The following is a 26828-nucleotide window of genomic DNA, read 5'->3' on the forward strand; positions in this document are numbered from 1 at the left end:
AGTATTTTACTTCACTTATAAAATTTTACCTCCAAGGCTGGTTTTGCGGTCTATTTCATCGGGATTTCCAAAGATCTTCACTACCCCTCCAAGAGAAGCTGTAGCCTTACAATATGCTTCCGCATAAACTTCAGCTTTACCTGCCGTACCCACGCTCACAGTGGTTTCGTTGGTCTTCAGATCCTTTCCGTAGAATTGGCCGCCGGTATTGGCTTCAGCCTCCTGGTTTTCAGCCTTACCTTTTACGGTAATATTCCCTCCCGAAACCGCTTTAGATCTCACAGTTTCGGCTTCAACTTCAGCAAATATCGAGGCACCTTCCTGAGCTCTTAACATGATCATCTGAGTCTCTAATTTTCCCTCTGTCTTTACAAGGGAGCCTTCATTCGCATCTATGGTCTCAATGGACTTTCCGTAGACCGTGATCAGTGTATTGTCATCTGACCAGATATTATCAAGCGTAAGCCTAATCTCAAGCCTGTCCTCCACGATCTCGAATTTCACTTTTTCTTTGCTGTGACCGGTGATCTCAATACGGTTTGCTTCCGAAGGAATCACGACCACTTCTACTCCATTAAAGGTCTTCACTTCCCTGAAATTCCTCAGATCCTGGACAACATCCTGGGCCGATAGCGGCAGTGTGAGCAAACAAATTACCGTGATTAATATGATTTTTGAAAAAAGATTAGTTCTCAACTTCATTTCGCGTTCCTATTAAATTAAAATCAAGGTGACGTTTTACAAGGTCTGCATTCTTAACCGTCACATAGACCTCATCACCCAACTGATAAACTTTCTTGGTATTTCTACCTATGATGGCGTAATTCTCCTGGTCAAAATCAAAATGATCTTCCCTGATGTCCCTTAGGCGAACCATGCCCTCACATTTATTAGCAATGATCTCAACGTAGATACCCCATTCGGTCACCCCCGAAATAACGCCGAGGAATTGCTCCTCATTGTGCTCCTGCATGAATTTTATCTGCATGTACTTGATAGAGTCCCTCTCGGCATTGGTTGCCAGGCCTTCCATCTGACTACTGTGCTGACATTTCTCCTCGTATTCCTCTTCCTTAACCGATCCGTGTCCGTCAAGGTAGTGCTGTAACAGGCGGTGCGCCATCACATCGGGATAACGGCGAATAGGAGAGGTAAAATGAGAATAATGGCTGAAGGCAAGTCCGTAATGGCCGATATTTTCGGTACTATAATACGCCTTGCTCATGGTCCTTATAGCCAGGGTATCTACCAGGTTTTGCTCCTTGGTTCCCTGAACATCTGAAAGGAGCTTGTTCAGTGATTTACTAATGTTCTTTTGATCCTTTAAATTCAGTTTATGTCCGAATTTGCCCACTAAGGATTGAAGGGCTGCTAATTTTTCATCATCGGGATCGTCATGACATCTGTACACAAAGGTCTTTTTCGGTTTTTGTTTCCCAATGAATTCGGCCACCTTCTTGTTGGCCAGCAACATGAATTCTTCGATAAGTTTATTGGCATCTTTAGAGGTCTTAAAAAATACCCCTACAGGTTCGTTCTTTTCATCAAGATCAAATTTTACTTCCACCTTATCAAAAGAAATGGCTCCCTCACCCATGCGTTTTTCCCGCATGATCTTGGCAAGTTTATCCATTTTAAGGATCGCAGAAGCCACGGCGTCATCTGCGTGGTACATTTCTCCGGAAAGGGAAATATCTGCCGGAATTTCTCCTGCGGTGGTTTCTATGATGTACTGTGCCTCTTCGTAAGCAAAACGGGCATCTGAATATGTCACCGTTCTCCCGAACCACTGGTCCAGTATCTGGGCCTTGTCGTTCATCTTGAAAACAGCGGAAAAAGTGTACTTCTCTTCATTAGGCCTCAACGAACAGGCGTTATTCGAAAGCACTTCGGGAAGCATGGGTACCACCCGGTCAACCAGGTATACAGAAGTAGCGCGATTAAAAGCCTCTTCATCGAGAATGGTTCCGGGTTTTACGTAGTGTGAAACATCGGCAATGTGGATCCCGATCTCGTAGGTACCATCCTCGAGTTCTTCAAAACTTAAGGCGTCATCAAAATCTTTCGCGTCTTTTGGATCAATGGTAAAGGTGAGAGTTTCCCTCATATCCCTTCTCTTCGCAATCTCTTCCTGCTGAATGGAGGTATCCAGTTTTCCGGCGAATTCCTCAACTTCAGCCGGGAATTCATGCGGCAATCCATATTGCGCTAGAATAGCATGTATTTCTGTGTGGTGCTCTCCGGGTTTTCCCAGTACCTGCACGATATTTCCGAAGGGAGAATCGGCTTTTTCCGGCCAGTCTTCCATTTCAACCACTACCTTATCCCCGTCACTGGCCTCACCTATCTTGTTCTTTTGAACAAAGATATCCGTGTACATTTTCGGATCACTGATCGCTACAAACCCAAAGTTCTCCTGAAGTTGAAGCACGCCTACAAAACGGGTTTTCTTCCGGTTAATGATCCTGGTGATCTCTCCTTCCGGTTTTTTGTTTCTTCTTCTCTTGTAGACGTAGATCTCAACTTCATCACCGTCGAAGGCTTTGTTGATACTATTGCTGGGAATGAATACGTCGTCTTCAAGTTCCTCAACCACTACATATCCGCTGCCTTTGGCCGTCATATCCAGGAAACCGGTGTAGTAATCAACGTTTGCCACCAACTGGTACTTCCCTCTTTCTACTTCTTCTATCTTCTTTTTAGCGGCAAGTTGAGCGAGCGTTCTGATGATCTTATTCCTGTTGGTAGGATCATCAACGCCCATTTTTGCAGCTATTTGTTTATAGTTAAATGGTTTTCCTGAATTCTTTCGCAGAATGTTCAGGATCGTTTTGGTTACATTTTCCAGGGAAGGTCCTTTTTTTCCCTTATTCTTCTTCTTTCTTGTCATTGCTCGTATTAAGCTATAAAATTAAGCCTTATATCTTACTTGATTGATCTTTGCTCTTATTATTTCGTTAAGTCTGCTTAAAAGCCTTAAAATTATTAACATTCATTTAGAAAATATTAACATTATCATTCATATCTCTCTGGGAAATCGCATTTTAGTGGAAGGATCTAATCTCAACTATACTAATATATGAGTAAATCTTCGAAGATTACCATGATCTTTGTTCTAATTTTCCTTGTAGGAGTGCTTTCATTTGTTGCCAGCATCAATCATTCTCTCAACAATCCTGAATTTTCGTCCTGTAAAGATTTTATGAAAGAAGAGAACTCAGCAGACTATTCCTTAACCAAATAATCGGTATCTTTCATAGCAATAACCCTGCTATGAAAGATTTTACCTTACTCGCCGTTTTTACTTTTCCGCACGAATATGCGATCCTGCGACTATTGTTCGACCAGGAAGGAATAAGATACGTTTTCCAGAATGAGACAATGATAGGGGTATTCCCTTTTTACTCCAACGCCCTTGGAGGTATCAAACTTAAAGTACACAAAGAAGACCTGCAAAGATCAAAAGAGATCCTCGAATCATTAGATGACACTTCCACACCCTTAAGGATCGTCTAGTTGTTAACAATTATAATAATTTTCTTTTTTCTTTTCTTTTTTTAAAAATTAAATGATGAGGTATTATGGCTTGTTAATATGTGGAATAACTTTTTTCCTCTTTTTTTGGAATTGTAGAGGGAAGTATTGTGGTAACAGGTTATGAACATCCTTTAAAATGATCAAAGTCCTGATTCCTAAATAGTCTTAAGAGTTTCTTAACAATTGTTCATAACGAAATGTAAATTTGTTTCTCTGAAAACTTTCTCTTTTTTGGTTGTTCACAATCCAAATTTCGGGTCTGAAAACTTTTCCAAAAATCGCAGATAAAAAATTTGATACTCTCGTAAAATAATTGGTATGGGCAATTAGAAGGATTATTCCAAATTTCATTTTTATTTTTTGATGATAATTTATGAACAAACAAGCTGATTTTATAAGAGCTTAATCTTTAATGCTTTGTAACATTTAATTAACAATAGCAAAAATTGAAGTTAATAAGCCAATTTTCTACCTTTGTCCCTTATTCAAAACAAAAATCATGAAGATCTCCCTCGGAAACGACCACGCAGGTACCGACTACAAATTCGAAATCTTGGAATACCTGAAGAGTCAGGGACATGAGGTTACCAATCACGGTACAGATAAAGATGACAGTGTGGACTACCCCGATTTTGTACATCCCGTGGCCAAAGATGTTGAGAACAAAAAAGCCGATTTTGGTATCATTATATGTGGCAGCGGTAACGGTGCCAACATGACCGCCAATAAGCACCAGGGAGTTCGTTCTGCGTTGTGCTGGAACAAGGAGATCGTTAGCCTTGCGAGGGAACACAATAACGCCAATGTTTTAAGTATTCCTGCAAGATTCACTTCAAAACCACAGGCTCTTGAAATGGTGAAGACCTTTCTTAATACTCCTTTTGAAGGCGGAAGGCATGAAAGAAGAGTTGAAAAGATCGCCTGTAGCTAAATCAATTTTCTGTTAATGAAGATCCTTGTCAAAAGATTTGAAGAGCTGGGGCTACATGAGCTTTACGAGCTTTTGCAGCTGCGCTCTGAAGTTTTTGTGGTAGAACAGGATTGCGTCTACCAGGATATAGACGGCAAGGATGAGAAAGCTCTTCACGTCCTGGGATATGATAATGACAAACTGGTAGCTTATACCCGCCTCTTTCCTCCGGGAATATACTTTTCCGAAGCCGCCATCGGCAGGGTTGTAGTAAGGGAAAGCAGCCGAAAAAATAAGTTTGGGCATGACATTTTAAAGGCTTCTATAAAGGCAATCGAAGAGAATTACAGTACTAACAGGATCAAACTTTCTGCTCAAACCTATCTTACCAAATTTTACGAGAGCCATGGCTTCAAACAAATAGGCGAAGGTTACCTGGAAGATGGTATCCCTCACATAGCCATGTTGAAGGAATAATTACTGGAGTATCTTATTGTATTCTGCCGGGTCGTTTAATACTGTACGTGCTTTTCTTATCTCCGGATTGTTTTCTACATAATATTTATACAAACCTTCTTTGTAAAAATACCTTTTAATGATCTCATCAGATAACAGACTGATGATCTCCTCTTTTTTATCTTCTATGGCCTGTTGCTTTGAAGTTTGAATCGTTTTTTCGATCTCTTTGTAATCCTGTGCAATTTCGTCATCAAAGCCTTCAAGCGCTGCCGCTTTTTTGAGTTCGGAAAGTTGTTTTTCCGTAAAGGTCTGGTAATCGAAATCTGTTGAAGCCAGGAACTTTTTGAAATCATTGAAATCTGTCTGGCTTAGATCAAGCGCTTCGGGAGAGGAAAGATCATGTGAATAGTAGTAGTCTGTCGCATAGTCAAAGATTGAATTCTGCTGCAGGATCGCATTGGTGATACTGCTGTATTCCGAAGTTTCCAGTTTGATATCAGGAGAAATACCTCCTCCGTCATACACTTTTCGACCATTTCGGGTCTTGAATTCGTTATAATCTTCCTGACTGAACCTTATGGCGTTCCCTTCCTCGTCGCGGTTCTGATAATCCAGTGCCTGTATGCACCTGCCGCTTGGAGTGTAATAGCGTGAAATGGTCACTTTTAATTGGGTGCCGTAGGTAAGGTCTTTAGGCCGCTGTACCAGGCCTTTTCCAAAACTCCTGGCTCCTATGACTACGGCACGGTCAAGATCCTGCAGGGCACCCGCCACGATCTCGCTGGCAGAGGCGCTTCTGCCGTTAATGAGCACAGCTAGCGGAATTTCGCTGTCAATTGCTTTTCGGGTTGTGAAAAAGGTCTGGTTGTATTTTTCTACAGCCGATTTTGTACTGGTGATCAACTCTCCTTCAGGAATGAAAATATTGGCCACATTAATAGCTTCGGAAAGCAGCCCGCCGGGATTGCCCCTAAGGTCAAGAATGATCTTCTCGGCTCCCTGTTCCTTCAGCTCCCTGAATGCCTGTACAGTTTCTGCTGAAGCATTGCGGTTAAATTGAGAAAGCACGATGTATCCGGTATTGTCCCCTATCAGTTTATAAAATGGAACGGCTTTGATCTCAATAGCGCCCCTTGTAAGTACGGTCTTTTTAATCTCTCCCTGGCGGTTGTAGGTGAGTTCCACCCTACTATTTGGCGCCCCTTTCAGCAGCTCTCCTGCATCTTCGGTAAAATCAGCTACTGTTACGTCCCCTATCTTTATGATCTCATCTCCTGCTTTTAAACCGGCTTTATCTGCAGGATAATCTTGGTAGGGTTCGATAATGGTGATCTTGTTGTTCCTTATTCCCACTGTAGCTCCTATGCCTGTGTATTCCCCGGCGTTGTTGATCCTGGCCGCCTGCACTTCCTGCTCGTTCCAGTAATGCGTGTAAGGATCAAGATCTTCAAGCATCGCATTGATGGCGGTATCCATCAGTTCTGCCGGATTTGTTTCATCAACATAGTTAAGGTTGAGTTCCTTGAACAGGGTGGTGAAGATCTCCAGCTGTTTGGCGATCTCGAAGAAATCAGCTTTAAAACTTATGGTACTAAAGAAAAGCACCAGCACAGTGGCCACTACTCCTAATCGTCTGGTATGGTTCCGGTTCATGTTATCTTGTTTTTTCTTTCTCTACCAGTCTCTTCAAGAGTTCTTCGGTTGCCGAAAAAACCTGTTGGTAAGTGGCTTTTTCCCTGCCGGTATATATGAGCATGAAAGCGTAGCGAGAATCTAACTGGCTACTAACAAGATACTTATTTTTTCTGAATGCTTCCCGCATCAGTCTTTTCAATTTGATGCGGTCAACTGCTTTTTTATGATTTTTTTTAGGAACAGACACCCCCGTCTTGTTAAATTCTGCTTCAGGATCGTTCAATGGAAGATAGATAAGCCTCAAAGGATATTTTTTCACCGACTTTCCTTCAGTGAATAATCGATCGATTAGGACCTTGCTCTTTAATTTTTCCTTTTTTCCGAAGCTTTCGTTCATGAGGTAAAATTATTCATTTCTGAAGCTATTTTACGCTTCTAACTAAAAAGAATAAAAAAAGCCCCTTCTAAGAAGAGGCTTTAAAATGGTATTTTTCAGTCCTATTTTTGGTAAACATTGTTTTCCCTGTTGATATCGGCCATCAATTTTGAACTGTCTATTTCAATAGAAGATATCTCGCTGAGCGGTTCTTCAAGAGAGAAAGTGTAGGTAGGATAAGCCCAGGCCCAGTCGTCTTTTATAACAACATTCTCTGCATCCTCAAATGGCTTTTCCCATCTCATCATTTGCAACGGAATGTATACCTGCTTTGAACTGCCGTTGGTATAATTTACAGTCACTTCAACCGGCATAGGCATTACCCCGATGCGTTCCAGGGTTACCTGCGTACCGGTTTCTTCCTCCTGCACGTTCTGCACGGCGTAATCAATGGTATTGGTGGTCTGGGTCCAGTCTCTTAGATACCAGTCAAGTTCGGCTCCGGAAACTTTCTCGGCTACCCTGATAAAATCGTTTGGAGTAGGATGTTTGAACTTCCAGTCGTTGTAGTAGCGTTTTAAAGTTTTCTGAAGGTTCTCTTCTCCAATGATGTAACCCAGTTGCGCCAGGAATACTTCTCCTTTGGAATAAGCTGAAGCTCCGTAAGCGGCATTATAGGTATATCTGTCGGCGTGGGTAGATTGCGGCTGCTCCACTCCCGAAGTAGCCAGGCGCAGATAACTATTATACGCACCTTCATAAGGATTTTCCTTGTTCTGGTTCATCACCTCGTTCATGGCCTTGCTTGAAATGTAACTGGTGAAACCTTCATCCATCCATTCATGTATGCTTTCATTGGTAGCCATAAGGTGCTGGAACCAGGCGTGAGCCATTTCGTGGGCGGTAACGCCAACAAGGCTACCAAAATTTCTTTCTCCGGTGATAAGGGTAAGCATGGCATATTCCATTCCGCCGTCACCACCCTGGATAACCGAATACTGAGGCCATGGATAAGGCCCTATATGCTCATTGAAGAACTTCAGCAGTTCCTCGGTCTTTGGCTGCAGGTTCTTCCAGTTTTCCTTGATCTCCGGGTTATCTTTGTAAAGGAAATGCAGTACGGTTCCATCGGCAGCGGTGCGCTTGTCATGGATGTATTCAGGATCTGCGGCCCAGGAGAAATCGTGCACTTTTTCGGCTATAAAATGCCAGGTGTGCTTATCTCCTTTTTTGTTCTTTACTTTTACGCCTTCATCTTCATAACCGTGACCGATCTCATTGGCATTTTGAAGTATTCCGCTGGCACCAACAGTATAGGATTTGTCAATGTTGATCTTCACGTCAAAATTACCCCATACGCCATGCCATTCGCGACCTATATAAGGATCAGCATGCCATCCCTGGAAATCATATTCGGCGAGCTTTGGATACCACTGGGTCATGGAAAGGGCCACACCTTCACTGCTGTTCCTTCCGGAACGACGGATTTGCTCAGGAACCTGTCCTTCAAATTCCATTTTAAAAGTGGCTTTTTCCCCGGGTAAGATCGGTTTATCCAGCTGTACTTCCAGTACGGTTCCCACTTCTTCATATTGAAGTTGTTTGCCGTCCCGGCTAAGCGATTTTACCTTTAAATATCCCTGTTGTGCGGGTGAAAGTTTGGAGATTCTGTCTCCTACCCTTCTGTCAGGATCTGAAATGGTTCTTGACCTCACATCCATTTCACTTCCCGGTTGGAAGGCGTTAAAGAACAGGTGATAAAACACCTGGTTCAAAGTATCGGGAGAATTGTTGGTATAGACCAGTTCCTGATCTCCGGTGTATTGAAAGTTCTTTACGTTCATGTCAACGTTCATGCGGTAATCTGCATGTTGTTGCCAGTAAGAGGTGTTGTTCTGGGCATTTAACCCCAGGCTTGCTAAAACAGCAAATGTTAACAGGATTTTCTTCATAATTATTATCTAGAAAGTTTATCTGCCAAAATCAAGGCATTATACATATTGGCCATTTTTCCTGAAGTTGAAAGCTGACCGAAATTTTTAGTGTTTGAAGGATCTCCTCCCAGTACCACTGTGGCACTGGAACTAAGCCCGCCGTCCATGATCACTTTTTTGACCTGTCTGGCTGAAAGCTTTGGATACAACGAACGGATCACTGCAGCCACTCCTGTTACTGCCGGAGCAGCCATGGAAGTTCCCTGCATGAACTCGTATTCATTATTTGGTGTGGTAGACCAGATCTGTGTCCCGGGAGCGAAAACGTCCACGTTAGATGCTCCGTAATTGGAGAAAGAAGCGATCATGTTAGAACCGTATGTGTAATTAAGCGCACCCACGGTCAATACATTGTTAGCGATCTCCTTCGGATCTTCGGGAGTCTGATCGTTTGGATAAACCCTTTTCTGATCGAGGTCAAGGCCTTCGTTTCCGGCGGCATTAACGACAAGCACATCGTTCTTTTCAGCATACTGAATGGCATCTATCACCCATTCCGGATGGGTGGAAAAATACTTTCCGAAGCTGGTGTTGATGATGCTCGCGCCATTGTCTACGGCATATCTTATGGCAAGGGCGATGTCCTTGTCATATTCATCCCCGTCGGGTACTGCGCGAATGGGCATGATCTCCACATTATGGGCCACCCCGTTAATACCTCTGTTGTTGTTCCTTTCCGCAGCAATGATCCCGGCCACGTGGGTACCGTGTTTGATATCTTCCTTATCTGGAGTAGGTCCGGTCACGTCGTTGTTCCCGTAGTTAGTGTCATTGATATCATTCACATCATCACCAACAATAGCTCTTCCGTCAAGTTCAAGGTTGAAGTGGGAATCAAGCCTTCCGGAGAAATAATCAATGGCCTCGTTCAGCTGGGCAATGGCATCAGGAATATTTCCTTCAACATTGCTCATCACCTGGAACAGGAAACCTTTGTATTGTTTCATTTCTTCCGTTTCAGCTTTCATTGCCTGAAGTTCTTCAAGGGTATAATCCTCTTTTCCCAGCTTGGTAGAAACGGCATCATGAGCCATTTTTAGCTGCTGAAGAATGCCTTCATACTGGTTCTTTAGACCAAGAGCTTCGTTGTATTCTTTTTCATATTCGGCTTTAGCGCTCATGTACAGGTCAAATTCCTCTTTGTTCTCAGGCTTAACTGCCGATGCAGGAATCCCATTATATTTTGGCTTCAGCTTTTTGTAAATACGCACGTATTCCATGTTCTCTTTTACGGCATCTCCCAGGAAGTTCCATCCGTGAATATCGTCAACATACCCATTGTTGTCATCATCTTTGTTATTTCCGGGAACTTCATCTTCGTTGGTCCAGATCACCCCGTCAAGGTCTTCGTGTTCAATGTCCACCCCGCTGTCAATAACAGCTACGATCACTTTCTTGCCTTTTGTATTCTTGATGATCTCGGAATAGGCTTTTTGGACGCTCATTCCGGGAATGGTATCAGAAACCAAATCTGCTCCTCCCCATCCTTTTAATTCGGTTTCGGTAAGGTCTGTGACCTTGAGGGGCATGGTATCTATGTTTTCAATGGGTGTAGAAACTACGGCCGGGGCAGAACTGCTGCAGCCTGCTACAGTTATCGCCAAACCGGCGATAAGCAAGGGTCTGAATGTTGGGATCTTCATAATTCGATTTAGTTAAAAAGTTCGTTGAAAGTATAAACCTGGTCCAGTCTTACTCCTTTTTCGGTGTGTTTGACTGTGATGATCTTGTTGTGAGCATCATGTTCCAGGAACAGGTAAAAGTTTTCATCTGCGGCCTTGTTCAAAAATGCCTTTTTCTCCGGAAGGGTCAGCAAAGGCCGGGTATCATACCCCATCACGAAAGGTAAGGGTGTATGCCCTGCAGTGGGCAAAAGATCGGCCATGAAAACCAGTTTTTTCCCTTGGTAATCTATGTGAGGGATCATTTGTTTGTCTGTATGCCCGTCTGCATAGAGAATTCCGAATCCCAGTTCTGAAGTGTCCTGGTAGGCTTCGCTGGTGCGGTCAATGAAATTCAGTTGACCGCTTTCCTGCATGGGCAGGATGTTCTCCTTCAAAAAAGAGGCTTTTTCACGATCGTTCGGGTTGGTTGCCCATTCCCAATGTTCCTTGTTGCTCCAGAATTTCGCGTTCTTAAAAGCAGGTTCATAACCCGTTCGGTCTTTGTTCCACTGTATGCTTCCGCCGCAATGGTCAAAATGCAGATGGGTCATAAAAACATCGGTGATATCATCGCGATGAAATCCGTGTTTTTGAAGGGATTTATCGATATTATCATCTCCCCACCGGTAATAATAGCCAAAGAATTTATCACTTTGTTTATCGCCCATCCCGGTATCTATGAGGATAAGCCTGTTTCCGTCTTCGATGAGCAGGCAGGTAGCCGCGATGTCTATCATGTTATTGGCATCTGCCGGATTGGTCCTGTTCCAAATGCTTTTTGGGACTACGCCAAACATGGCGCCGCCGTCCAATTTAAAATTTCCGGCTTCAATAGGATATAAGGTCATAAAGATTTTTTCTTCGGAAGTTTATGGATCCGCAAAATACTAAAAGCTCCCTATAATTCTAGGTTGTTTTGGAAAATGAATCACTTCAATTAACAAAATTTTTAGCATTTATGTAGAGGTCAGTGCAAAAAGAGGACCTTTTCTTCGGGCTGAATTTCGTCGTGATAATGGAAAGGACGCTTATGACCTTCAGGATCTATGATCAATACCGGAAGTATTTTTCCCTTTCCTGATTTGTGCTTTTTTACCCAGTTTCGGGTGGTGGTTACTTGTTTAACTTCCTCTGTGTCTTCACTGTAATCACCAGATTTTATCTTGAAGATCCAGGGGCCGAGTTCTGTCTTACTGGCGAACATGGAGGAAGCTTTGATCCTGTCCAGCACCTCCACTCCCGCGCCTTCATCCTGGGGTGCGAAGAGGACAATATTCTTTGGGATGAAGAAAGCGTCGTGAGCCAGTTGGGCTGCCAAAAGATTGATCTCGTTGTTACCGGTAAGGGCAATGAAAGATCCTTTTTCAAAAGCCCTGGCAGTTTCCATGGTTTCTTCTTTTAAGATATTCCCATGAACGCTTTCAAAACCTCTTTGACGGGCTTCTTCCACCAGCTCCCGGTTGGAATCCACAAAGGTGATCTCCTCCTGGTCTTTAATGTGGCCGGCAAGGTACAATCCTAGCGGATTTGCCCCCAGGATCAATATGCCTTTCCTGCTTTCCTGGTGAATGAGTTCGCCCCTCTTGCGCAGCCAATTGGTAGTCCAGGTGAGGAACACCGGCACGCTAAGAGTGGTGAAAATAGCCATGAACACCAGGATGGAAAATATTTCCGTAGAGATAATTCCCATTTCCAGTCCAATTCCGGCGATGATGATCTCCACCGCCCCCCGGCCGTTCATTCCGGTTCCTACTGTGACACCTTCCCGCCAACCGTAGCCACTGGGCAGGTAGAAAAGCGCTGTTCCCACTATCTTTCCCACCATTGCTACAAGCACTACAGTTATCAGCATTAAAAGGTTGGTTTGAAATACCTCCAGGGTTACATGAAATCCTGCGGATACAAAAAAAATCGGCGCCAAAAATCCGATGGAAATGTCATGAAAAATGTCGTTTATTTCCTTTGATATTTGTCGGTTGAAAACTCCGTCCCTGATGAAAAGCCCTGCCATAAAGGCGCCCAAAATACTATGCAATCCCGCAAGTTCGGCGAGTTCGCAGAATCCGAAGACAATGATAAGAATAAGAGTGAAATGAAAGGTACGGTTCTTAATGTTGTTCTCGCTAAGTAACCTTCCGAGTAAGGGCAAAAGAAAATATCCCGAAAGGGCTGTAAAAGCGAAAAAAAGGATGGCTTTCCCGGCCACCCAAACGAGCCCCAGGGTGTCTATGCTGCCAACATCAACAAAGCTCAGCATTCCCGCAAAGATCACCAGGGCAAGAGTATCCGAGATGAGGGCACCTGCCATGAGAACATAGGCGATACGGGTATTCAGAAGTTTAAGGTCAACCAGGATCCGGCTTTTTGTTGCGAGAGAAGTGACCCCCACGGCTATGGCGACGAAAAGGGCTGCGAGATCAGTTCCGCCAAAAAAGATAATGGTATAATAACCCATTCCAAACGGAACGATAAACCCACCTATCGCAGCAAGAAGCCCCGGCCATGAAGCCTTTCCAAGGTCTCTGAAGTTTATTTCTATCCCAATGTAAACCATGAGAAGGATGATCCCCACCTCGGCCAGGACCGAGATCATTTCTGAGGTCTCTAACAGGCCCAGCAGTGCTGGCCCAAGGATAATACCTATTACCAGCTCGCCTAAAATGGGGGGATAACCCAGCCTTTTTGCACTAGTTCCGCCTAACCAGGCACCGGCAAGAATGATAAGCAGACTTAAGATGTTGAATTCTTCCATGCCGGTAAGGGTTTGAAAAAGCGATTAGAAATGAAATTCTTGCTTGACTTCCTTAAAAATAACAGATTTTTTACAGTAGAGTAGTTAAAGATTCATTTTCTTTCTTTTTTATTTATCTTGTTTTATAAAAAATTTAGGAATATGAAGGATTTTTTAGATATACTTCATCATGAGTTCGAATTGCCTTTATCCAATCCGGTACTGGTTTTTGCGTTGATCCTTCTAATCATCCTCGTTTCTCCAATAGCTTTAAAAAGATTGAACATTCCGGGGATAATTGTCCTGATCATCTCCGGGATCGTTATTGGTCCTTATGGGTTCGGGATTCTGGAACAAAGCTCGGCTATAGATCTTTTTTCCACCATAGGGCTTTTGTATATCATGTTCATTGCAGGTCTTGAACTGGATATGAATCAGTTCAAAGCGAATAAGAACAAGAGTTTTCTTTTTGGTTTTTTCACCTTCATCATGCCCCTTGCTATAGGTTTTCCGGTTTGTTTTTACCTGTTAGGTTTTGATTTTAACGCGAGTTTTTTAACGGCCAGTATGTTCGCTACCCATACCCTTCTCACCTATCCCATTGTGAGCAAGATGAAGGTTTCGAAAAATGAAGCCGTGGCGATTACCGTGGGAGGAACCATACTTACAGATACGGCGGTTCTTATCATCCTCGCAGTGATCATGGGCAATCATGAAGGCACATTGAATATGGCTTTCTGGCAAAGACTTATCATCTCGCTTTCCATCTTTTCGGCCATTATTTTCCTGGTGGTGCCCAGGATCGCGAAATGGTTCTTTACCCAAATGGAGAACGAAAAACATTCCCATTACATTTTTGTGCTATCGGTGGTCTTTATTGCTGCTTTTATGGCAGAGCTTGCAGGCGTGGAGCCTATAATAGGAGCATTTTTAGCAGGTCTAGGTCTTAACCGTTTGATTCCACATTCCTCGGCTCTTATGAACAGGATAGAGTTCATTGGAAATTCCCTTTTTATACCCTTTTTCCTGATAAGTGTGGGGATGCTGGTAGATGTTAGCGTGATCTTTAGCGGCCCTATGGCTTTGATCGTGGCAGCAACTTTAAGTGTGGTGGCACTATTCGGAAAATGGCTGGCGGCTTTCTTCACCCAACTGGTATTTAAATATTCCGGTTCTCAAAGGAAAGTGATCTTTGGGTTGAGCAGTGGTCACGCTGCAGCAACTTTGGCAGTGATCATTGTAGGGTTCAATGCGGGGATCATTGAGGAAAACATTCTTAACGGAACGATCATTTTGATCCTGGTGACCTCCATAGTAGCCACCCTTGCTACCGAGCGGGCTGCAAAGAAAATGGCTGAAGAAGCCCGGGAATTGTCGGCTGTTGATGTGAAAAATTCTGAAGCATACAAGAGCGAATCCATTTTGCTTCCCATTGCCAATATCCGAAATTTCGACAAACTCCTGGAATTTGCCATTCTTATAAAAGATAAATCTTCACCCAATCCCATATCAATTCTATCGGTCGTGCCAAATAATGAAGAGGCCGAGGTGAATATAGCCCGTGCGACCGAAAAACTGGAAGATTTTGTCAAACAGGCTTCAGCGGCCGAGACGAATGTGAATATCCTGGCGGCGGTAGACCATAACGTGGCGGCAGGAATTGCTCGAAAATCCAAGGAGATCATTGCCGATCTCATCATCCTTGGCTGGCCTACTCAAAAAGGACTCATGGATAAGCTCATCGGGAAAAAAATGGAGCGTATTATTTCTGCCACTTCAAAGACCTCTTTTGTCACTTATTTTGATCGCCCACTTGCGACTCATAAGAGGATATTCATTATTGCGCCGCCTTTGGCCGAAAAAGAGAATGGATTTGACCTATGGATAAGGAAGATTGATCTGTTGGCAAAAGAACTGAGTGTTTCGGTGCTGGTAAATTGTACTTCTGAAACAGCTTCAGAAATAAAAAAGAAGATCAGGGAACTTAAAAGTGACTCTCCTTTTGAATACAGAAAATTTTCTGCCTGGGAAGATTTTCTCATCCTGGGCAAGGATATGCTTGAGGATGATATAGTAGTGCTGGTTTCCGCAAGAAAAGGATCAATTTCTTTCCAGTCTGTCTTACCAACCATTCCTGCCAAACTTGAAAAATATTTCTTCGATAAAAGCCGGATCATCATTTATCCCTGACACGCCCTAATAGCGACACCTTCTACTTTTTTCATAAATTGTCTTTTTTCAGCTGAAAAAGGTAACTTTAACCCATATAAAAAGTAAACGCATAGATGTTAGAGCTTGCAGGATTAGTGATTTTAGGGATCTTAGCCCAGTGGGTGGCATGGAAAACGAAGACCCCGGCCATTTTACCTCTTATTTTGATCGGTCTCTTTGTAGGCCCCATTTCCACTCTGCTTTCGGGAGACGGCACCAAATGGCTGGAACCTATCTGGAACGGACAGGAAGGGGTATTTCCCGGCGAAAGCCTTTTCTACTTCGTGTCGCTTGCTATTGCCGTGATCCTCTTTGAAGGCGGACTGACCCTGAGAAAAGGGGAAGTAGGAAATATTGGCCCCGTGATCATCAAGCTCATAAGTGTGGGGGTGGTGGTGACCTTTTTTGGCGCCGGACTTGCCGCGCATTTTATCTACGGATTCTCCTGGCAGATCTCTTTCCTGTTTTCATCATTGATCATAGTAACGGGACCCACTGTGATCTCCCCTATTCTGCGGAATATTCCGCTGAAGACCCACGTTTCTTCCATTCTTAAATGGGAAGGAATTTTGATAGACCCTATAGGTGCCCTTATCGCAGTTCTCATGTATGAGTTCATTCGCGTGGAAGGCGGGCAGGATTTCACCATGACCGCACTTACGGAATTTGGAAAGATCATCCTGTTTGGGTTCACTTTTGGGTTCACCTTTGCGCATGTCCTTGCCCTGCTTATAAAACGCAACATTATTCCACATTACCTACTGAACGTTTTCACTCTAGCCACGGTTCTGGGAGTATTCGTTCTGGCCGATCTTTTCGCACATGAAAGCGGACTTTTGGCCGTGGTAGTTATGGGAATGGTCATGGGAAATAAAGACCTCCCTAACATCAAGGAACTGCTTTATTTTAAAGAATCCCTGAGTGTTTTGCTGATCTCTATCCTGTTCATTTTGCTGGCCGCAAATATTGAAATTGAAGAACTGTTGCTGATTTTCAACTGGAAAGCCCTGATACTTTTTGGAACAGTCGTGTTACTGGTAAGACCGCTTGGAGTCCTGCTGAGTTCCCTTGGTTCCGGGTTAAGGTGGAATGAAATAGCCTTTGTGAGCTGGGTTGGACCTCGTGGGATCGTGGCTGCCGGTATCGCTTCTCTCTTCGGATTAAAACTTGCAAGAGAAGGAGTGCCCGGTGCCGAATACATCACTCCGCTGGTGTTCATGATCGTGCTGCTGTCGGTGCTGCTCAATGCGACCACAGCCAGAATGTTTGCCCGTGCCGTAGGAGTGTTCATAAAGAATTCTGAAGGTATCCTTATTATTGGAGCCTCTTCCCTTTCGCGGCTTATCGCCAAATACTTGCAGGACAATAAAAGGCATGTAGTGCTTGTGGACAACAATGCAGATAACATCAGGAAAGCCAAGGATCTTGGTCTTGATGCCATTGAAGGCAGTGTGTATCAGGATGACCTTATGAACAATATTGAGCTGAACGACATTGGTTACCTCATGGCGATGACCGGTAACAGTGATATCAACAAAACGGCCATTACAAAATTCACCCGTCAGTTCGGTGAAAAAGGATCTTTCAGGCTGATCTCTTCAGATGAGATGAATGATCCTGAAACCAATCCTTCAGAAGGCCTTTTCTCGCATACAGACGATTATATCAAGCTTACCGAGGTGGCTCGCAAATACCCCAGAATCCATGAGGTAATGTTGAACAGCCGTGCTCACTATGAAGGATTGATAGAGATCTCCAAAACAGATCCGGATATCATTCCTTTGTTCGTGAAGAAAGATTCCGGGGAACTGGAGATCATTCCTTCCCACAGTTCAGAGGTGGAAATAGGCAATGGTTATCAACTGGTCTATTTGGGTAAAAAGATCCAGAAAGAAGTTGAAGAAGAGCAGGAAGAGGATTATGAAGAGACGGTAGAAGACCTGGACAAAGAGGTGTAGAAATCACTCTTTCTCGAGCTCCTGCATCAGTTCCTCTGTTATTTCCATGTTGTGGTAGACGTTCTGGACGTCATCGTCTTCCTCGAACTTATCAATAAGCTGGAGTATCTTTTTCGCGTCTTCCAGCGGAAGCTCCACAGTGTTTAAAGGAATGCGCTGCAACTCGGCATTTTTGGGTTCTATTTCCAACTCTTCCAATTTGGCGTTCATGCTCCCGAAATCTGTAAAATCTGTATAGACGTAGATAACGTCATCTTCTTTTTCAATGGTGGTGGCCCCGCCTTCTATCAGTTCCAGTTCAAATTCTTCCATTTTCCGGGCAATGCTTTCCCTGTCTATGGTGAAGACCCCTTTACGGTCAAAAAGGAATTCCAGCGAACCGTTGGTTCCAAGGCTGCCGCCGTTCTTGGAAAAGATAGACCTTACTGAGGCTACTGTGCGGTTGGTATTGTCTGTAGTGCACTCTATGAAAATTGCGATTCCGTTAGGTCCATATCCTTCAAAGGTGACCAATTCGTAATTGTCGGCTTCTGCCCCGCTGGCCTTCTTTATGGCGCGTTCTATGGTGTCTTTGGGCATGTTGACACCCTTGGCGTTGGAAATGGCATTACGCAGCGCCGGATTGGTTTCAGGATCGGGGCCTCCCCCATCTTTTACCGCCACGCTGATCTCTTTGATCGCTCTGGTGAATTGTTTTGCTCTTTTCTTGTCCTGGGCCCCTTTGCGGTGTTTGATGTTCGCCCACTTGCTGTGTCCGGCCATTTCTTGGTTTTTAGTCGTTAGACTTTAGAAAATAGAATACCTTGTAGAGGTTCGTTTCACAAAGTTAAAAAAATTGAAGGCAGACCCAAGGAGGTTAGGAAAGAGAGGAGAGAGTAAAGAACAGAGAGTAGAGACCTTCCTAATAGAAAATTATAAAAACCTTAATGTTTCACGCAAAGAACGCAAAGTTTCCGCGGAGGCCGCAAAGTAATCACCGTTCAAGCTTCGGCGGGTCAAAATCTTGGTACATGGAAATGACCTCCTGCAGATAACACAGCAGTGTTCCAAGTAAAAGCAATCCGACAATATAAAATTCGTGTATTCGTGGCTGCATAAAATGAAAAAGCGCCCGATAATTCGGACGCTCTTGTAAAATATCGATTTTAAGATCTTTTGGATTTTGGTGCTTGAACTTTTGGAATTTCTCCGTTTAGTCGTTCAGCTTCAGTACCGCCATGAAAGCCTCTTGCGGGATCTCTACGTTCCCTACCTGGCGCATGCGTTTTTTACCTTTTTTCTGTTTCTCAAGAAGTTTTCTTTTACGGGAGATATCTCCTCCGTAACACTTCGCGGTAACATCTTTTCTAAGTGCTTTTACGGTCTCACGGGCGATGATCTTCGCCCCGATAGCAGCCTGAATAGGAATATCGAACTGCTGTCTCGGTATAAGTTCCTTCAGCTTTTCACACATCTTTTTACCTATGTCATAAGCATTGTCTACGTGCAAAAGGGCAGAAAGGGCATCTACGGTATTTCCGTTCAGCAGTACATCAACTTTCACCAGTTTTGAAGGCCTCATGCCAATAGGAGAATAGTCAAAGGAAGCATAGCCCCTGGAAACTGTTTTCAAGCGGTCATAAAAGTCAAATACGATCTCGGCAAGCGGCATGTCGAATGACAATTCCACTCTTTCTGGGGTCAAATAGGTCTGGTTGGTGATCTGTCCGCGTTTCTCGATACACAATGACATTACAGGGCCAACGAAATCGGCTTTCGTAATGATGGTCGCCTTGATGTAAGGCTCTTCTACCCTGTCGAGACTTGAAGGCTCCGGCAGGTCGGACGGGTTGTTCACCAAAATGACTTCATCCGGGTGTTTATGGGTATAGGCGTGGTAGGAAACGTTAGGAACCGTGGTGATCACGGTCATGTCAAATTCCCTCTCCAGGCGCTCCTGAATGATCTCCAAATGCAGCATGCCCAGGAATCCGCAACGGAAACCAAAACCTAATGCAGCGGAACTTTCCGGAGTGAAAACCAGCGAAGCATCATTGAGCTGCAGTTTCTCCATAGAAGCCCGCAGATCTTCATAATCTTCGGTATCTACAGGATAAATTCCCGCGAATACCATCGGTTTGACATCTTCGAATCCGGGAACGGCTTCGGTGGTCGGGTTTTTCGCATCGGTGATGGTATCTCCCACCTTCACCTCTTTGGCTTCTTTGATCCCAGTGATGAGGTAACCCACATCTCCGGTCTTTATTTCATTCCTCGGAAGTTGCTTCAGTTTAAGCGTACCCACCTCGTCTGCATTATAGTTCTTGCCGGTGGCCACGAATTTGATCTGCTGTCCTTTTTTGATGGTACCGTTGATCACCCTGAAGTAGGTCTCCACTCCGCGGAAAGGGTTGTAAACAGAATCAAAGATCAAAGCTCTTAAAGGGGCATCCACTTTTCCTGAAGGAGGCGGAATACGCTCAATAATTGCTGAAAGAATCTCGTCTATCCCCAGGCCGGTTTTTGCACTGGCAGGAATGACTTCAGAAGGGTCACATCCCAGAAGATCCACGATATCATCGGTCACCTCTTCGGGATTGGCGCTTGGAAGGTCAACTTTGTTCAGCACTGGAATGATCTCCAGGTCATTTTCAAGGGCCAGGTACAGGTTGGAAATGGTCTGTGCCTGAATACTTTGCGCAGCATCCACCACCAGGAGGGCACCCTCGCAGGCAGCTATGGAACGCGAAACTTCGTAAGAGAAATCCACGTGTCCCGGAGTATCGATCAAATTCAGAACATATTGTTCTCCCTTGTAGGTATAGTCCATCTGGATCGCATGACTCTTTATGGTAATACCTCTCTCCCGCTCCAAATCCATACTGTCAAGCAACTGCTCCTGCTTTTCCCGATCGGTCACCGATCCGGTAGAGTCCAGCAACCTGTCGGCAAGAGTACTCTTGCCATGGTCAATATGTGCAATAATGCAAAAATTCCGAATATGCTTCATGTGTCAATTTCCAAGATAAATTTCCGCTAAGGGAAATACGAATTTAAAAGGTACAAATATAGTTTTTTTTAGAGGGCGCTAAAGAAATATTCATATGGGATCATGACCTATATTTTTCCCCATTTTCAATAGTCTACATAAAATAATCAAAGCAGAAAATATTCTTTATTCATTTATGCTTTATTTAAGAAATGTATATCTTAGGTGCTGTTTAGAAACCTGCTTATTAAGTAATTAAATTCCTCCCCCCGCACTTATGGAAAACACCCATAGTACTACGAGATCGGGCACCAATCGATCTATAATCATAATTGGTGCTCTCTTTTTTATTTTTGGATTTGTGACGTGGCTTAACTCGGTCCTTATTCCTTATCTGAAAATAGCCTGTGAACTCAATAATTTCCAGTCTTATTTTGTGGTGACTGCGTTCTATATTTCTTACCTGGTGATGGCTTTGCCTTCAGCCTGGGTGCTGCAAAAGACCGGTTACAAAAAAGGGATGTCGCTTGGCTTACTGGTAATGGCAGTGGGAGCCGTAATTTTTATCCCGGCTGCATATTCACGTACTTATGAGTTATTCCTGCTTGGATTGTTTGTACAGGGAACTGGTTTGGCACTATTGCAAACGGCGGCCAATCCGTATGTCGTGGTTTTAGGCCCTTCTGAAAGCGCTGCAAAAAGGATCAGTATCATGGGAATTTGTAATAAAGTGGCGGGAGTATTGGCACCTATTGTCCTGGGAGCTATCCTCTTCACTTCCGGAGATAATTTGCTGGAGACGGTAGATGCCTTGAGTGGAACCGAAAAAGCAGCCGCTCTGGACGAGCTGGCGCAAAGAGTGATCAACCCTTACCTGGTAATGATGGGCATTCTGATATTGTTGGGCGCATTGGTATATTTCTCTTCTTTACCTGAAGTTGATGCCGATGCCGAGGATGAAGAACTGGCACAAACCAACCTGACCAAAAAGAGCATTTTTCAGTTCCCTCATGTTTTCCTGGGGACTCTGGCTTTATTTCTGTACGTGGGAGTAGAGGTAATAGCAGGGGATACGATCATCAATTACGCAAATGAATCCCACGGCATTCCATTGGATGAGGCCAAGTTCTTCGCCAGTTTTACCCTGGGAGCAATGATCGTGGGTTATATTATTGGGATCTTTACGATTCCCAAGTTCATCACCCAGGAAAATGCGCTGAAAATTTCCGCTATTCTCGGATTGATTTTTGGGTTGCTGGCCATATTTGCTGATGGATTTACTTCGGTAATGGCAATTGCGCTGCTGGGAATTGCCAACGCTCTGGTTTGGCCCGCCATCTGGCCCATGGCTCTGGCCGGTCTGGGGAGGTTCACCAAGGTAGGTTCCTCCTTTTTGATCATGGCTATCGCAGGCGGAGCAGTTATTCCTCCCATTTACGGCTATCTTGCTGATAGCTGGGATCCGCAGCAGGCATACTGGATCCTCATTCCCTGTTACCTGTATATCCTTTATTTCGCTACCAAAGGATATAAAGTTAGATCGCTATAATTACTGCTCTAAAGAAAGAATGCTATGGAAAAACGTACAACAGAACAGGCTTCATTATATGATCATCTCGAAAAGATGAGCACCAGCGAGATCCTTACCAGTATTAACCGGGAGGACAAAAAGGTGCCGGAGGCTATTGAAAAAGTGATCCCGAAGATTGAAGAACTGGTTGAAAAAGTAGTGGAGCAGATATCTGTTCACAATGGCCGTCTTTTTTACATAGGAGCCGGCACCAGCGGGCGTTTGGGAGTGTTAGATGCTTCTGAATGTCCACCCACTTTTGGAGTTTCAGATAACGTGATCATTGGGCTGATCGCCGGCGGGGATGTAGCCCTGCGGAAGGCGGTAGAGAATGCCGAAGATGACGATACCAGGGCCTGGAAAGACCTGCAGGAATATAAGATATCGAAAAATGATGTTTTGATCGGGATTGCGGCTTCGGGTACTACTCCTTACGTGATTGGCGGAATAAAGGATGCCAGGAAAAATGGGCTTATAACGGGTTGTATCACGAATAATGAAGGCTCTCCACTGGCCGAAGCGGCTGAATTTCCCATCGAGGTGGTAGTAGGGCCTGAGTTCGTCACCGGTAGCACCCGTATGAAAGCGGGTACAGCTCAGAAACTGGTCCTGAACATGATCTCAACAGCTGTAATGATCAGGCTTGGACGCATCAAAGGGAATAAGATGGTTGATATGCAGCTATCCAATAAGAAACTGGTAAGCAGGGGCGAACTTATGCTTATGGAGGAACTCGATATCTCTGAACATCTTGCAAAAACCCTGTTATCCGAATACAAAAGCGTTCGCAAGGTCCTGGAAAAATATAAGAACAAGCCCAAAAGTTGATCTGTAATATACTTTTTACAGAAGTTGATTGTTTAGAAATAGAAATTGCTTAACCTAATTTTTCAGAAGCTGTATATGTCCCCAAAAAAACCGATCATCCTATCGGTGATGATCATTTCCTTTATTTTTTCCGGTTGTTTCACCCCAAAACCTGTAGTCTCTCCTGAATCATCCATAGAAACTCGGGAAGTTCCTTCTGAAAAGAAGGAACCTTCCAATATGATTTCAGAACCAGTTCCTGAAATCAAAAAAGAGGATTCGGAAGAAAAAGCTTTCAAACACTCTCCTTTTGTGATGCGGGAATTCCGGGCGGCATGGATCGCCACGGTAGCCAATATTAATTGGCCCAGCAAGGCTGGTTTATCTTCAGAAGAGCAGAAAAAGGAAGCCATTGCCCTGCTTGATTTTCTGCAGGAGCATAACTACAACGCGGTGATCTTTCAGGCAAGGCCACAGGCTGATGCATTATATGAAAGCGACCTGGAGCCCTGGTCTTATTTTTTAACGGGGGAACAAGGGAAAGCCCCACAACCTTATTACGATCCGCTGGAGTTTTGGATAAATGAGGCGCACGACCGCGGCCTTGAGCTGCACGTTTGGCTCAATCCATACAGAGCTCACCATTCCACGGGCGGGAAGATCACCGAAGCTGCAACCGTTAAAAATCATCCCAACCTTGTGGTAGAGCTCAAAAACGGAATGTGGTGGTTGGATCCTTCAAAAAAGGAAACTCAGGACCATACCGCGGCTGTAGTGATGGATATTGTGAAACGCTACGATATTGACGGGGTGCACTTCGATGATTATTTTTACCCCTATGCTTCCTACAACAAGGGAGAGGATTTTCCGGACTCTTCAAATTACCAGGCTTACCTGCAGCAGGGAGGAAAAATGGAAAGAGCTGACTGGCGCAGGGATAATGTCAATCGTTTTGTTGAGAGGATCTATAAAGAAATAAAAGCCGAAAAACCTCACGTTAAATTCGGGATCAGCCCTTTTGGGATATACAGACCGGGCTTTCCGCAGTCGATCCAGGGAATGGACCAGTACAATGAACTTTATGCAGATGCCCGGTTATGGCTGAATAAAGGCTGGATAGATTACTACTCCCCTCAATTATACTGGAAGATCAATCAAACCGCTCAAAGTTTTCCGGTACTGCTTGGGTGGTGGGAAAAGGAGAACCATCAGCAAAGGCATTTATGGCCCGGGATCAATATCGATTTTGGAGGGGATGATCCCAATGTCATTGAGACCATTAGCCAGATCATGATCACCCGCGGAATGCTTCCGGAAAGTAAAGGCAGTGTGCACTGGAGCATTGGTCCTCTACTGAAGTACCCAAAAATTTCCGCTGGAATTCGGGACGGAGCCTACAGCAGGAAAGCCTTGATCCCTGCAAGTCCGTGGCTGGATGCTACGCCTCCAAAAAAACCGGAACTTTCCGTAGAACTTAATAACGACCTGGTAAATCTTTCCTGGAACCATGAGAACGAGTTTGAAATCTTTCAATGGGTAATACACTATAAATACAAAGGTGCATGGAACTATAGGATTCTTGATCGTCACCAAAAGTCCTTAACTTTACCCAAATCCCATTCCGAAGGAGAGAATAACTACCTGACGCATATTGGAGTTACTGCTGTGGACAGGAGCGGAAACCAAAGCGAGTTCGTCGAACAGAAACTTTAAATGGCAGCATAAAATTTGAAATTAGAAACTTACACTTTTGACCTTGAACTGAAGAATACTTTTACCATTACCCATGGTTCAAGAAATCATCAGCCCACCCTCATAGTAAAACTTACTGAGGATGGTTTTAGTGGATATGGAGAGGCAGTTGGCACCTCGTACTATGGCAAGAGTGTGGAAAGGATGCGGGAGTCTGTGCTGAGGGTTGAAGAGATTCTGATTGATAATTTACATCGGCGTCCAGAGGAGGTTTGGGATGTACTTCAGCCTTTACTTGAACAGGATTATTTTGCTCTCTGTGCCATCGATATCGCTATGCACGATCTTCATGGTAAGAGAAAAGGCCTGCCCCTTTACAAACTTTGGGGTTATAACCTGGATCATATTCCGCTGACAAATTATACCATTGGGTTAGATTCCACGGAAAAAATGGTAGAAAAAATGAAAGCTTTTCCGTGGCCTTTATACAAGATCAAACTTGGCACGAAAGAAGATGTAAAGATCGTGAGGGAATTAAGAAGGCATTCAGATTCAGTTTTTAGAGTAGATGCCAATGGTGCGTGGACTGCTGAAGAGGCCGTTGAGAATTCCAGACAGTTGAAAGATTTGAATGTGGAGTTCATTGAGCAGCCTTTGCACCGAAATGATTGGGAGGGTATGAAAAAGGTCAAACAAGAAGCAGTTCTTCCTGTTATTGCCGATGAAAGCTGTATTACTGAAGCAGATGTGAAAAAATGTGCTGAATATTTTGACGGCGTGAATATTAAGCTCACTAAGTGCGGAGGCCTTACTCCAGGAAGAAGAATGGTACAGGAAGCTAACAAACTAGGGCTAAAAGTCATGGTTGGCTGCATGACAGAATCAACCATTGGGATCTCTGCCATAGCCCATCTTTTGCCGGTCCTTGATTATGTAGATATGGATGGGGCGATGCTGCTGAAAAATGACATTGCCGAGGGAGTTAAGGTCCATGATCAAAAAACATATTTTCCCGAAAGAAACGGAACTGGAGCAATGCTCCTTCCGAAATATGAAAGTCAAAAATCATTAAAATGAAAAGAATCCAGAAATCACTTGTTCTCACTCTAGCTGGCATGAGCCTGTTGTTCTCATGTAAGAATGAAGAAGTTGAAGCGCCTTCCGAAGAAAATGCAGCTACACCTTACATTGCTGAGGTGCGACAGCAGCATGCACCCGATAAGCGGGTAGCGCTTTTTAATGTTGAAGCGAAAGAAAATGGGGATCAACTGGTGCTACGAGGAGAATCAAACCTGCCTGCAGCGGTAAACGATTTAAAAACGCGTTTAGATGAAAAAAACGTGCAATATGTTGATAGCATCCAAATGTTGCCTTCTAAAGAGCTCGGGGAAAACATTAATGCGGTGGTAAAGAACTCAGTGGCCAATATTCGCTCCAATCCCGGGCATTCGGCAGAACTTGCTACACAGGCTACCCTGGGCACTCCTTTAAAAGTCTTTAAAAAAGACGATAACTGGTACCTTGTTCAAACACCCGACGGATATCTTTCCTGGGTAGACAGCGGGGGAATCGTTTTGATGACAAATGAGGAACTGGCAGCCTGGAAAGCCAGGGAAAAACTGATCTTCCTGAAGCCTTTCGGGGAATCTTATCAACAGCCTGATAGTGGATCTCAGTCGGTTTCAGATCTGGTTGCCGGTGATATTCTGATATTAAGGGGAGAAGAAGGAAATTTTTACGATGTTGAATATCCGGATGGAAGAACGGCCTTTATTGCAAAAGAGGAAGCCCAGAGATATCAGGAATGGCTAGATTCTTTAGATCATTCTGAAGAATCACTGGTAGCCACTTCAAAAAGATTAATGGGGCTGCCATACTTGTGGGGTGGCACCTCTCCCAAAGGAGTAGACTGCAGCGGGTACACCAAGACAATATTTTTCCTTAACGGGATGATCATTCCAAGGGATGCTTCGCAGCAAGTGCATACAGGAAAGGTTGTGGATTCTACCAAAAATTTTGAAAACCTTCAAAAAGGAGACCTTCTATTCTTCGGAAAACCCGCAACAGATTCCACCAAAGAGAGGGTCGTTCACGTGGGAATGTGGATAGGTGACAACAAATTCATTCATTCTATGGGAGATGTGCACGTAAGTACCATGGATACCACTGCTGCAGATTTTGACGAATACAATTATAATCGTTACCTGCGCACCAAGCGCTTACTTGGAGAGGAAGATTCCAAGCTGATCCAGTTAACTCAAAGCGATCTTTTTATGACTTCCCGGGAGAAGGAAGATACAGTTGATACCCAATAAG

At 44.1% G+C, this 26828-nt stretch carries 20 protein-coding genes; 10 read left to right on the plus strand and 10 right to left on the minus strand.

Annotated elements, in window-relative coordinates; genetic code table 11:
• Positions 1–15: 15 nt before the first annotated feature.
• The gene (locus tag BLS64_RS02275; RefSeq protein WP_093111306.1) at positions 16–702 is read right to left on the minus strand and encodes a head GIN domain-containing protein; all 687 of its coding nucleotides are present in this window, start codon (positions 700–702) and stop codon (positions 16–18) included.
• Positions 686–2890, minus strand: a complete 2205-nt coding sequence (rnr, locus tag BLS64_RS02280; protein WP_093111308.1) for a ribonuclease R — start codon at positions 2888–2890, stop codon at positions 686–688. The genes BLS64_RS02275 and rnr overlap by 17 nt, the downstream gene beginning before the upstream one ends.
• A gap of 383 nt (positions 2891–3273) precedes the next feature.
• On the opposite strand from rnr, the gene BLS64_RS02285 reads away from it, so the two are divergent.
• The 3 genes from BLS64_RS02285 to BLS64_RS02295 all read left to right on the plus strand — a co-directional run bounded on the left by BLS64_RS02285 (position 3274) and on the right by BLS64_RS02295 (position 4924).
• The gene (locus tag BLS64_RS02285) at positions 3274–3516 is read left to right on the plus strand and encodes a putative signal transducing protein (RefSeq protein ID WP_093111310.1); all 243 of its coding nucleotides are present in this window, start codon (positions 3274–3276) and stop codon (positions 3514–3516) included.
• Positions 3517–4036: 520 nt separating this feature from the next.
• Positions 4037–4468, plus strand: coding sequence for a ribose 5-phosphate isomerase B (rpiB, locus tag BLS64_RS02290; protein WP_093111312.1), 432 nt, complete (start codon positions 4037–4039; stop codon positions 4466–4468).
• Positions 4469–4483: 15 nt separating this feature from the next.
• Positions 4484–4924 (plus strand): GNAT family N-acetyltransferase, encoded by a 441-nt coding sequence (locus BLS64_RS02295; protein WP_093111314.1) that lies wholly within the window; start codon positions 4484–4486, stop codon positions 4922–4924.
• Here BLS64_RS02295 and BLS64_RS02300 read toward each other — a convergent pair whose 3' ends face one another.
• The 6 genes from BLS64_RS02300 to BLS64_RS02325 all read right to left on the minus strand — a co-directional run bounded on the left by BLS64_RS02300 (position 4925) and on the right by BLS64_RS02325 (position 13327).
• Positions 4925–6559: a S41 family peptidase gene (locus BLS64_RS02300; RefSeq protein WP_093111316.1), complete on the minus strand. Its 1635-nt coding sequence runs from the start codon at positions 6557–6559 to the stop codon at positions 4925–4927. It lies immediately after the preceding gene.
• A 1-nt stretch (position 6560) separates the two neighbouring features.
• A complete protein-coding gene (gene rnpA / locus BLS64_RS02305) occupies positions 6561–6938 on the minus strand; it encodes a ribonuclease P protein component (protein ID WP_093111318.1) in 378 nt (125 codons plus the stop codon).
• Positions 6939–7039: 101 nt separating this feature from the next.
• Positions 7040–8869, minus strand: a complete 1830-nt coding sequence (locus BLS64_RS02310) for a M1 family metallopeptidase (protein WP_093111320.1) — start codon at positions 8867–8869, stop codon at positions 7040–7042.
• Positions 8870–8874: 5 nt separating this feature from the next.
• The gene (locus tag BLS64_RS02315) at positions 8875–10554 is read right to left on the minus strand and encodes a S8 family peptidase (RefSeq protein ID WP_093111322.1); all 1680 of its coding nucleotides are present in this window, start codon (positions 10552–10554) and stop codon (positions 8875–8877) included.
• A gap of 8 nt (positions 10555–10562) precedes the next feature.
• A complete protein-coding gene (locus BLS64_RS02320; protein WP_093111324.1) occupies positions 10563–11423 on the minus strand; it encodes an MBL fold metallo-hydrolase in 861 nt (286 codons plus the stop codon).
• A 119-nt stretch (positions 11424–11542) separates the two neighbouring features.
• Entirely contained in the window at positions 11543–13327 is a 1785-nt protein-coding gene (locus tag BLS64_RS02325) for a cation:proton antiporter (RefSeq protein WP_093111326.1), read from the minus strand.
• Between the two features lie 141 nt (positions 13328–13468).
• Between BLS64_RS02325 and BLS64_RS02330 the strand changes: the two genes are divergently transcribed.
• Positions 13469–15496, plus strand: a complete 2028-nt coding sequence (locus tag BLS64_RS02330) for a cation:proton antiporter (protein WP_093111328.1) — start codon at positions 13469–13471, stop codon at positions 15494–15496.
• Between the two features lie 95 nt (positions 15497–15591).
• Entirely contained in the window at positions 15592–17475 is a 1884-nt protein-coding gene (locus BLS64_RS02335) for a cation:proton antiporter (RefSeq protein ID WP_093111330.1), read from the plus strand.
• A gap of 3 nt (positions 17476–17478) precedes the next feature.
• Here BLS64_RS02335 and BLS64_RS02340 read toward each other — a convergent pair whose 3' ends face one another.
• Complete coding sequence (locus BLS64_RS02340; RefSeq protein WP_093111332.1) at positions 17479–18237, minus strand: YebC/PmpR family DNA-binding transcriptional regulator; 759 nt, start codon at positions 18235–18237, stop codon at positions 17479–17481.
• Positions 18238–18667: 430 nt separating this feature from the next.
• The gene (gene lepA / locus BLS64_RS02345; RefSeq protein WP_093111334.1) at positions 18668–20464 is read right to left on the minus strand and encodes a translation elongation factor 4; all 1797 of its coding nucleotides are present in this window, start codon (positions 20462–20464) and stop codon (positions 18668–18670) included.
• 256 nt (positions 20465–20720) lie between these two features.
• On the opposite strand from lepA, the gene BLS64_RS02350 reads away from it, so the two are divergent.
• From BLS64_RS02350 to BLS64_RS02370, 5 genes are all read left to right on the plus strand, one after another.
• The gene (locus tag BLS64_RS02350) at positions 20721–21992 is read left to right on the plus strand and encodes a sugar MFS transporter (protein WP_093111336.1); all 1272 of its coding nucleotides are present in this window, start codon (positions 20721–20723) and stop codon (positions 21990–21992) included.
• A 24-nt stretch (positions 21993–22016) separates the two neighbouring features.
• The gene (gene murQ / locus BLS64_RS02355) at positions 22017–22841 is read left to right on the plus strand and encodes an N-acetylmuramic acid 6-phosphate etherase (protein WP_093111338.1); all 825 of its coding nucleotides are present in this window, start codon (positions 22017–22019) and stop codon (positions 22839–22841) included.
• Positions 22842–22916: 75 nt separating this feature from the next.
• Complete coding sequence (locus tag BLS64_RS02360) at positions 22917–24533, plus strand: glycoside hydrolase family 10 protein (RefSeq protein WP_245693357.1); 1617 nt, start codon at positions 22917–22919, stop codon at positions 24531–24533.
• Between the two features lie 15 nt (positions 24534–24548).
• Positions 24549–25589 (plus strand): dipeptide epimerase, encoded by a 1041-nt coding sequence (locus BLS64_RS02365; RefSeq protein ID WP_093111340.1) that lies wholly within the window; start codon positions 24549–24551, stop codon positions 25587–25589.
• Positions 25586–26827 (plus strand): SH3 domain-containing C40 family peptidase, encoded by a 1242-nt coding sequence (locus BLS64_RS02370; RefSeq protein ID WP_093111342.1) that lies wholly within the window; start codon positions 25586–25588, stop codon positions 26825–26827. Before BLS64_RS02365 ends, BLS64_RS02370 begins: the two co-directional genes overlap by 4 nt.
• Position 26828 lies beyond the last annotated feature (1 nt).

The organism is Salinimicrobium catena (assembly GCF_900102915.1).
Taxonomy (GTDB): Bacteria; Bacteroidota; Bacteroidia; order Flavobacteriales; family Flavobacteriaceae; genus Salinimicrobium; species Salinimicrobium catena.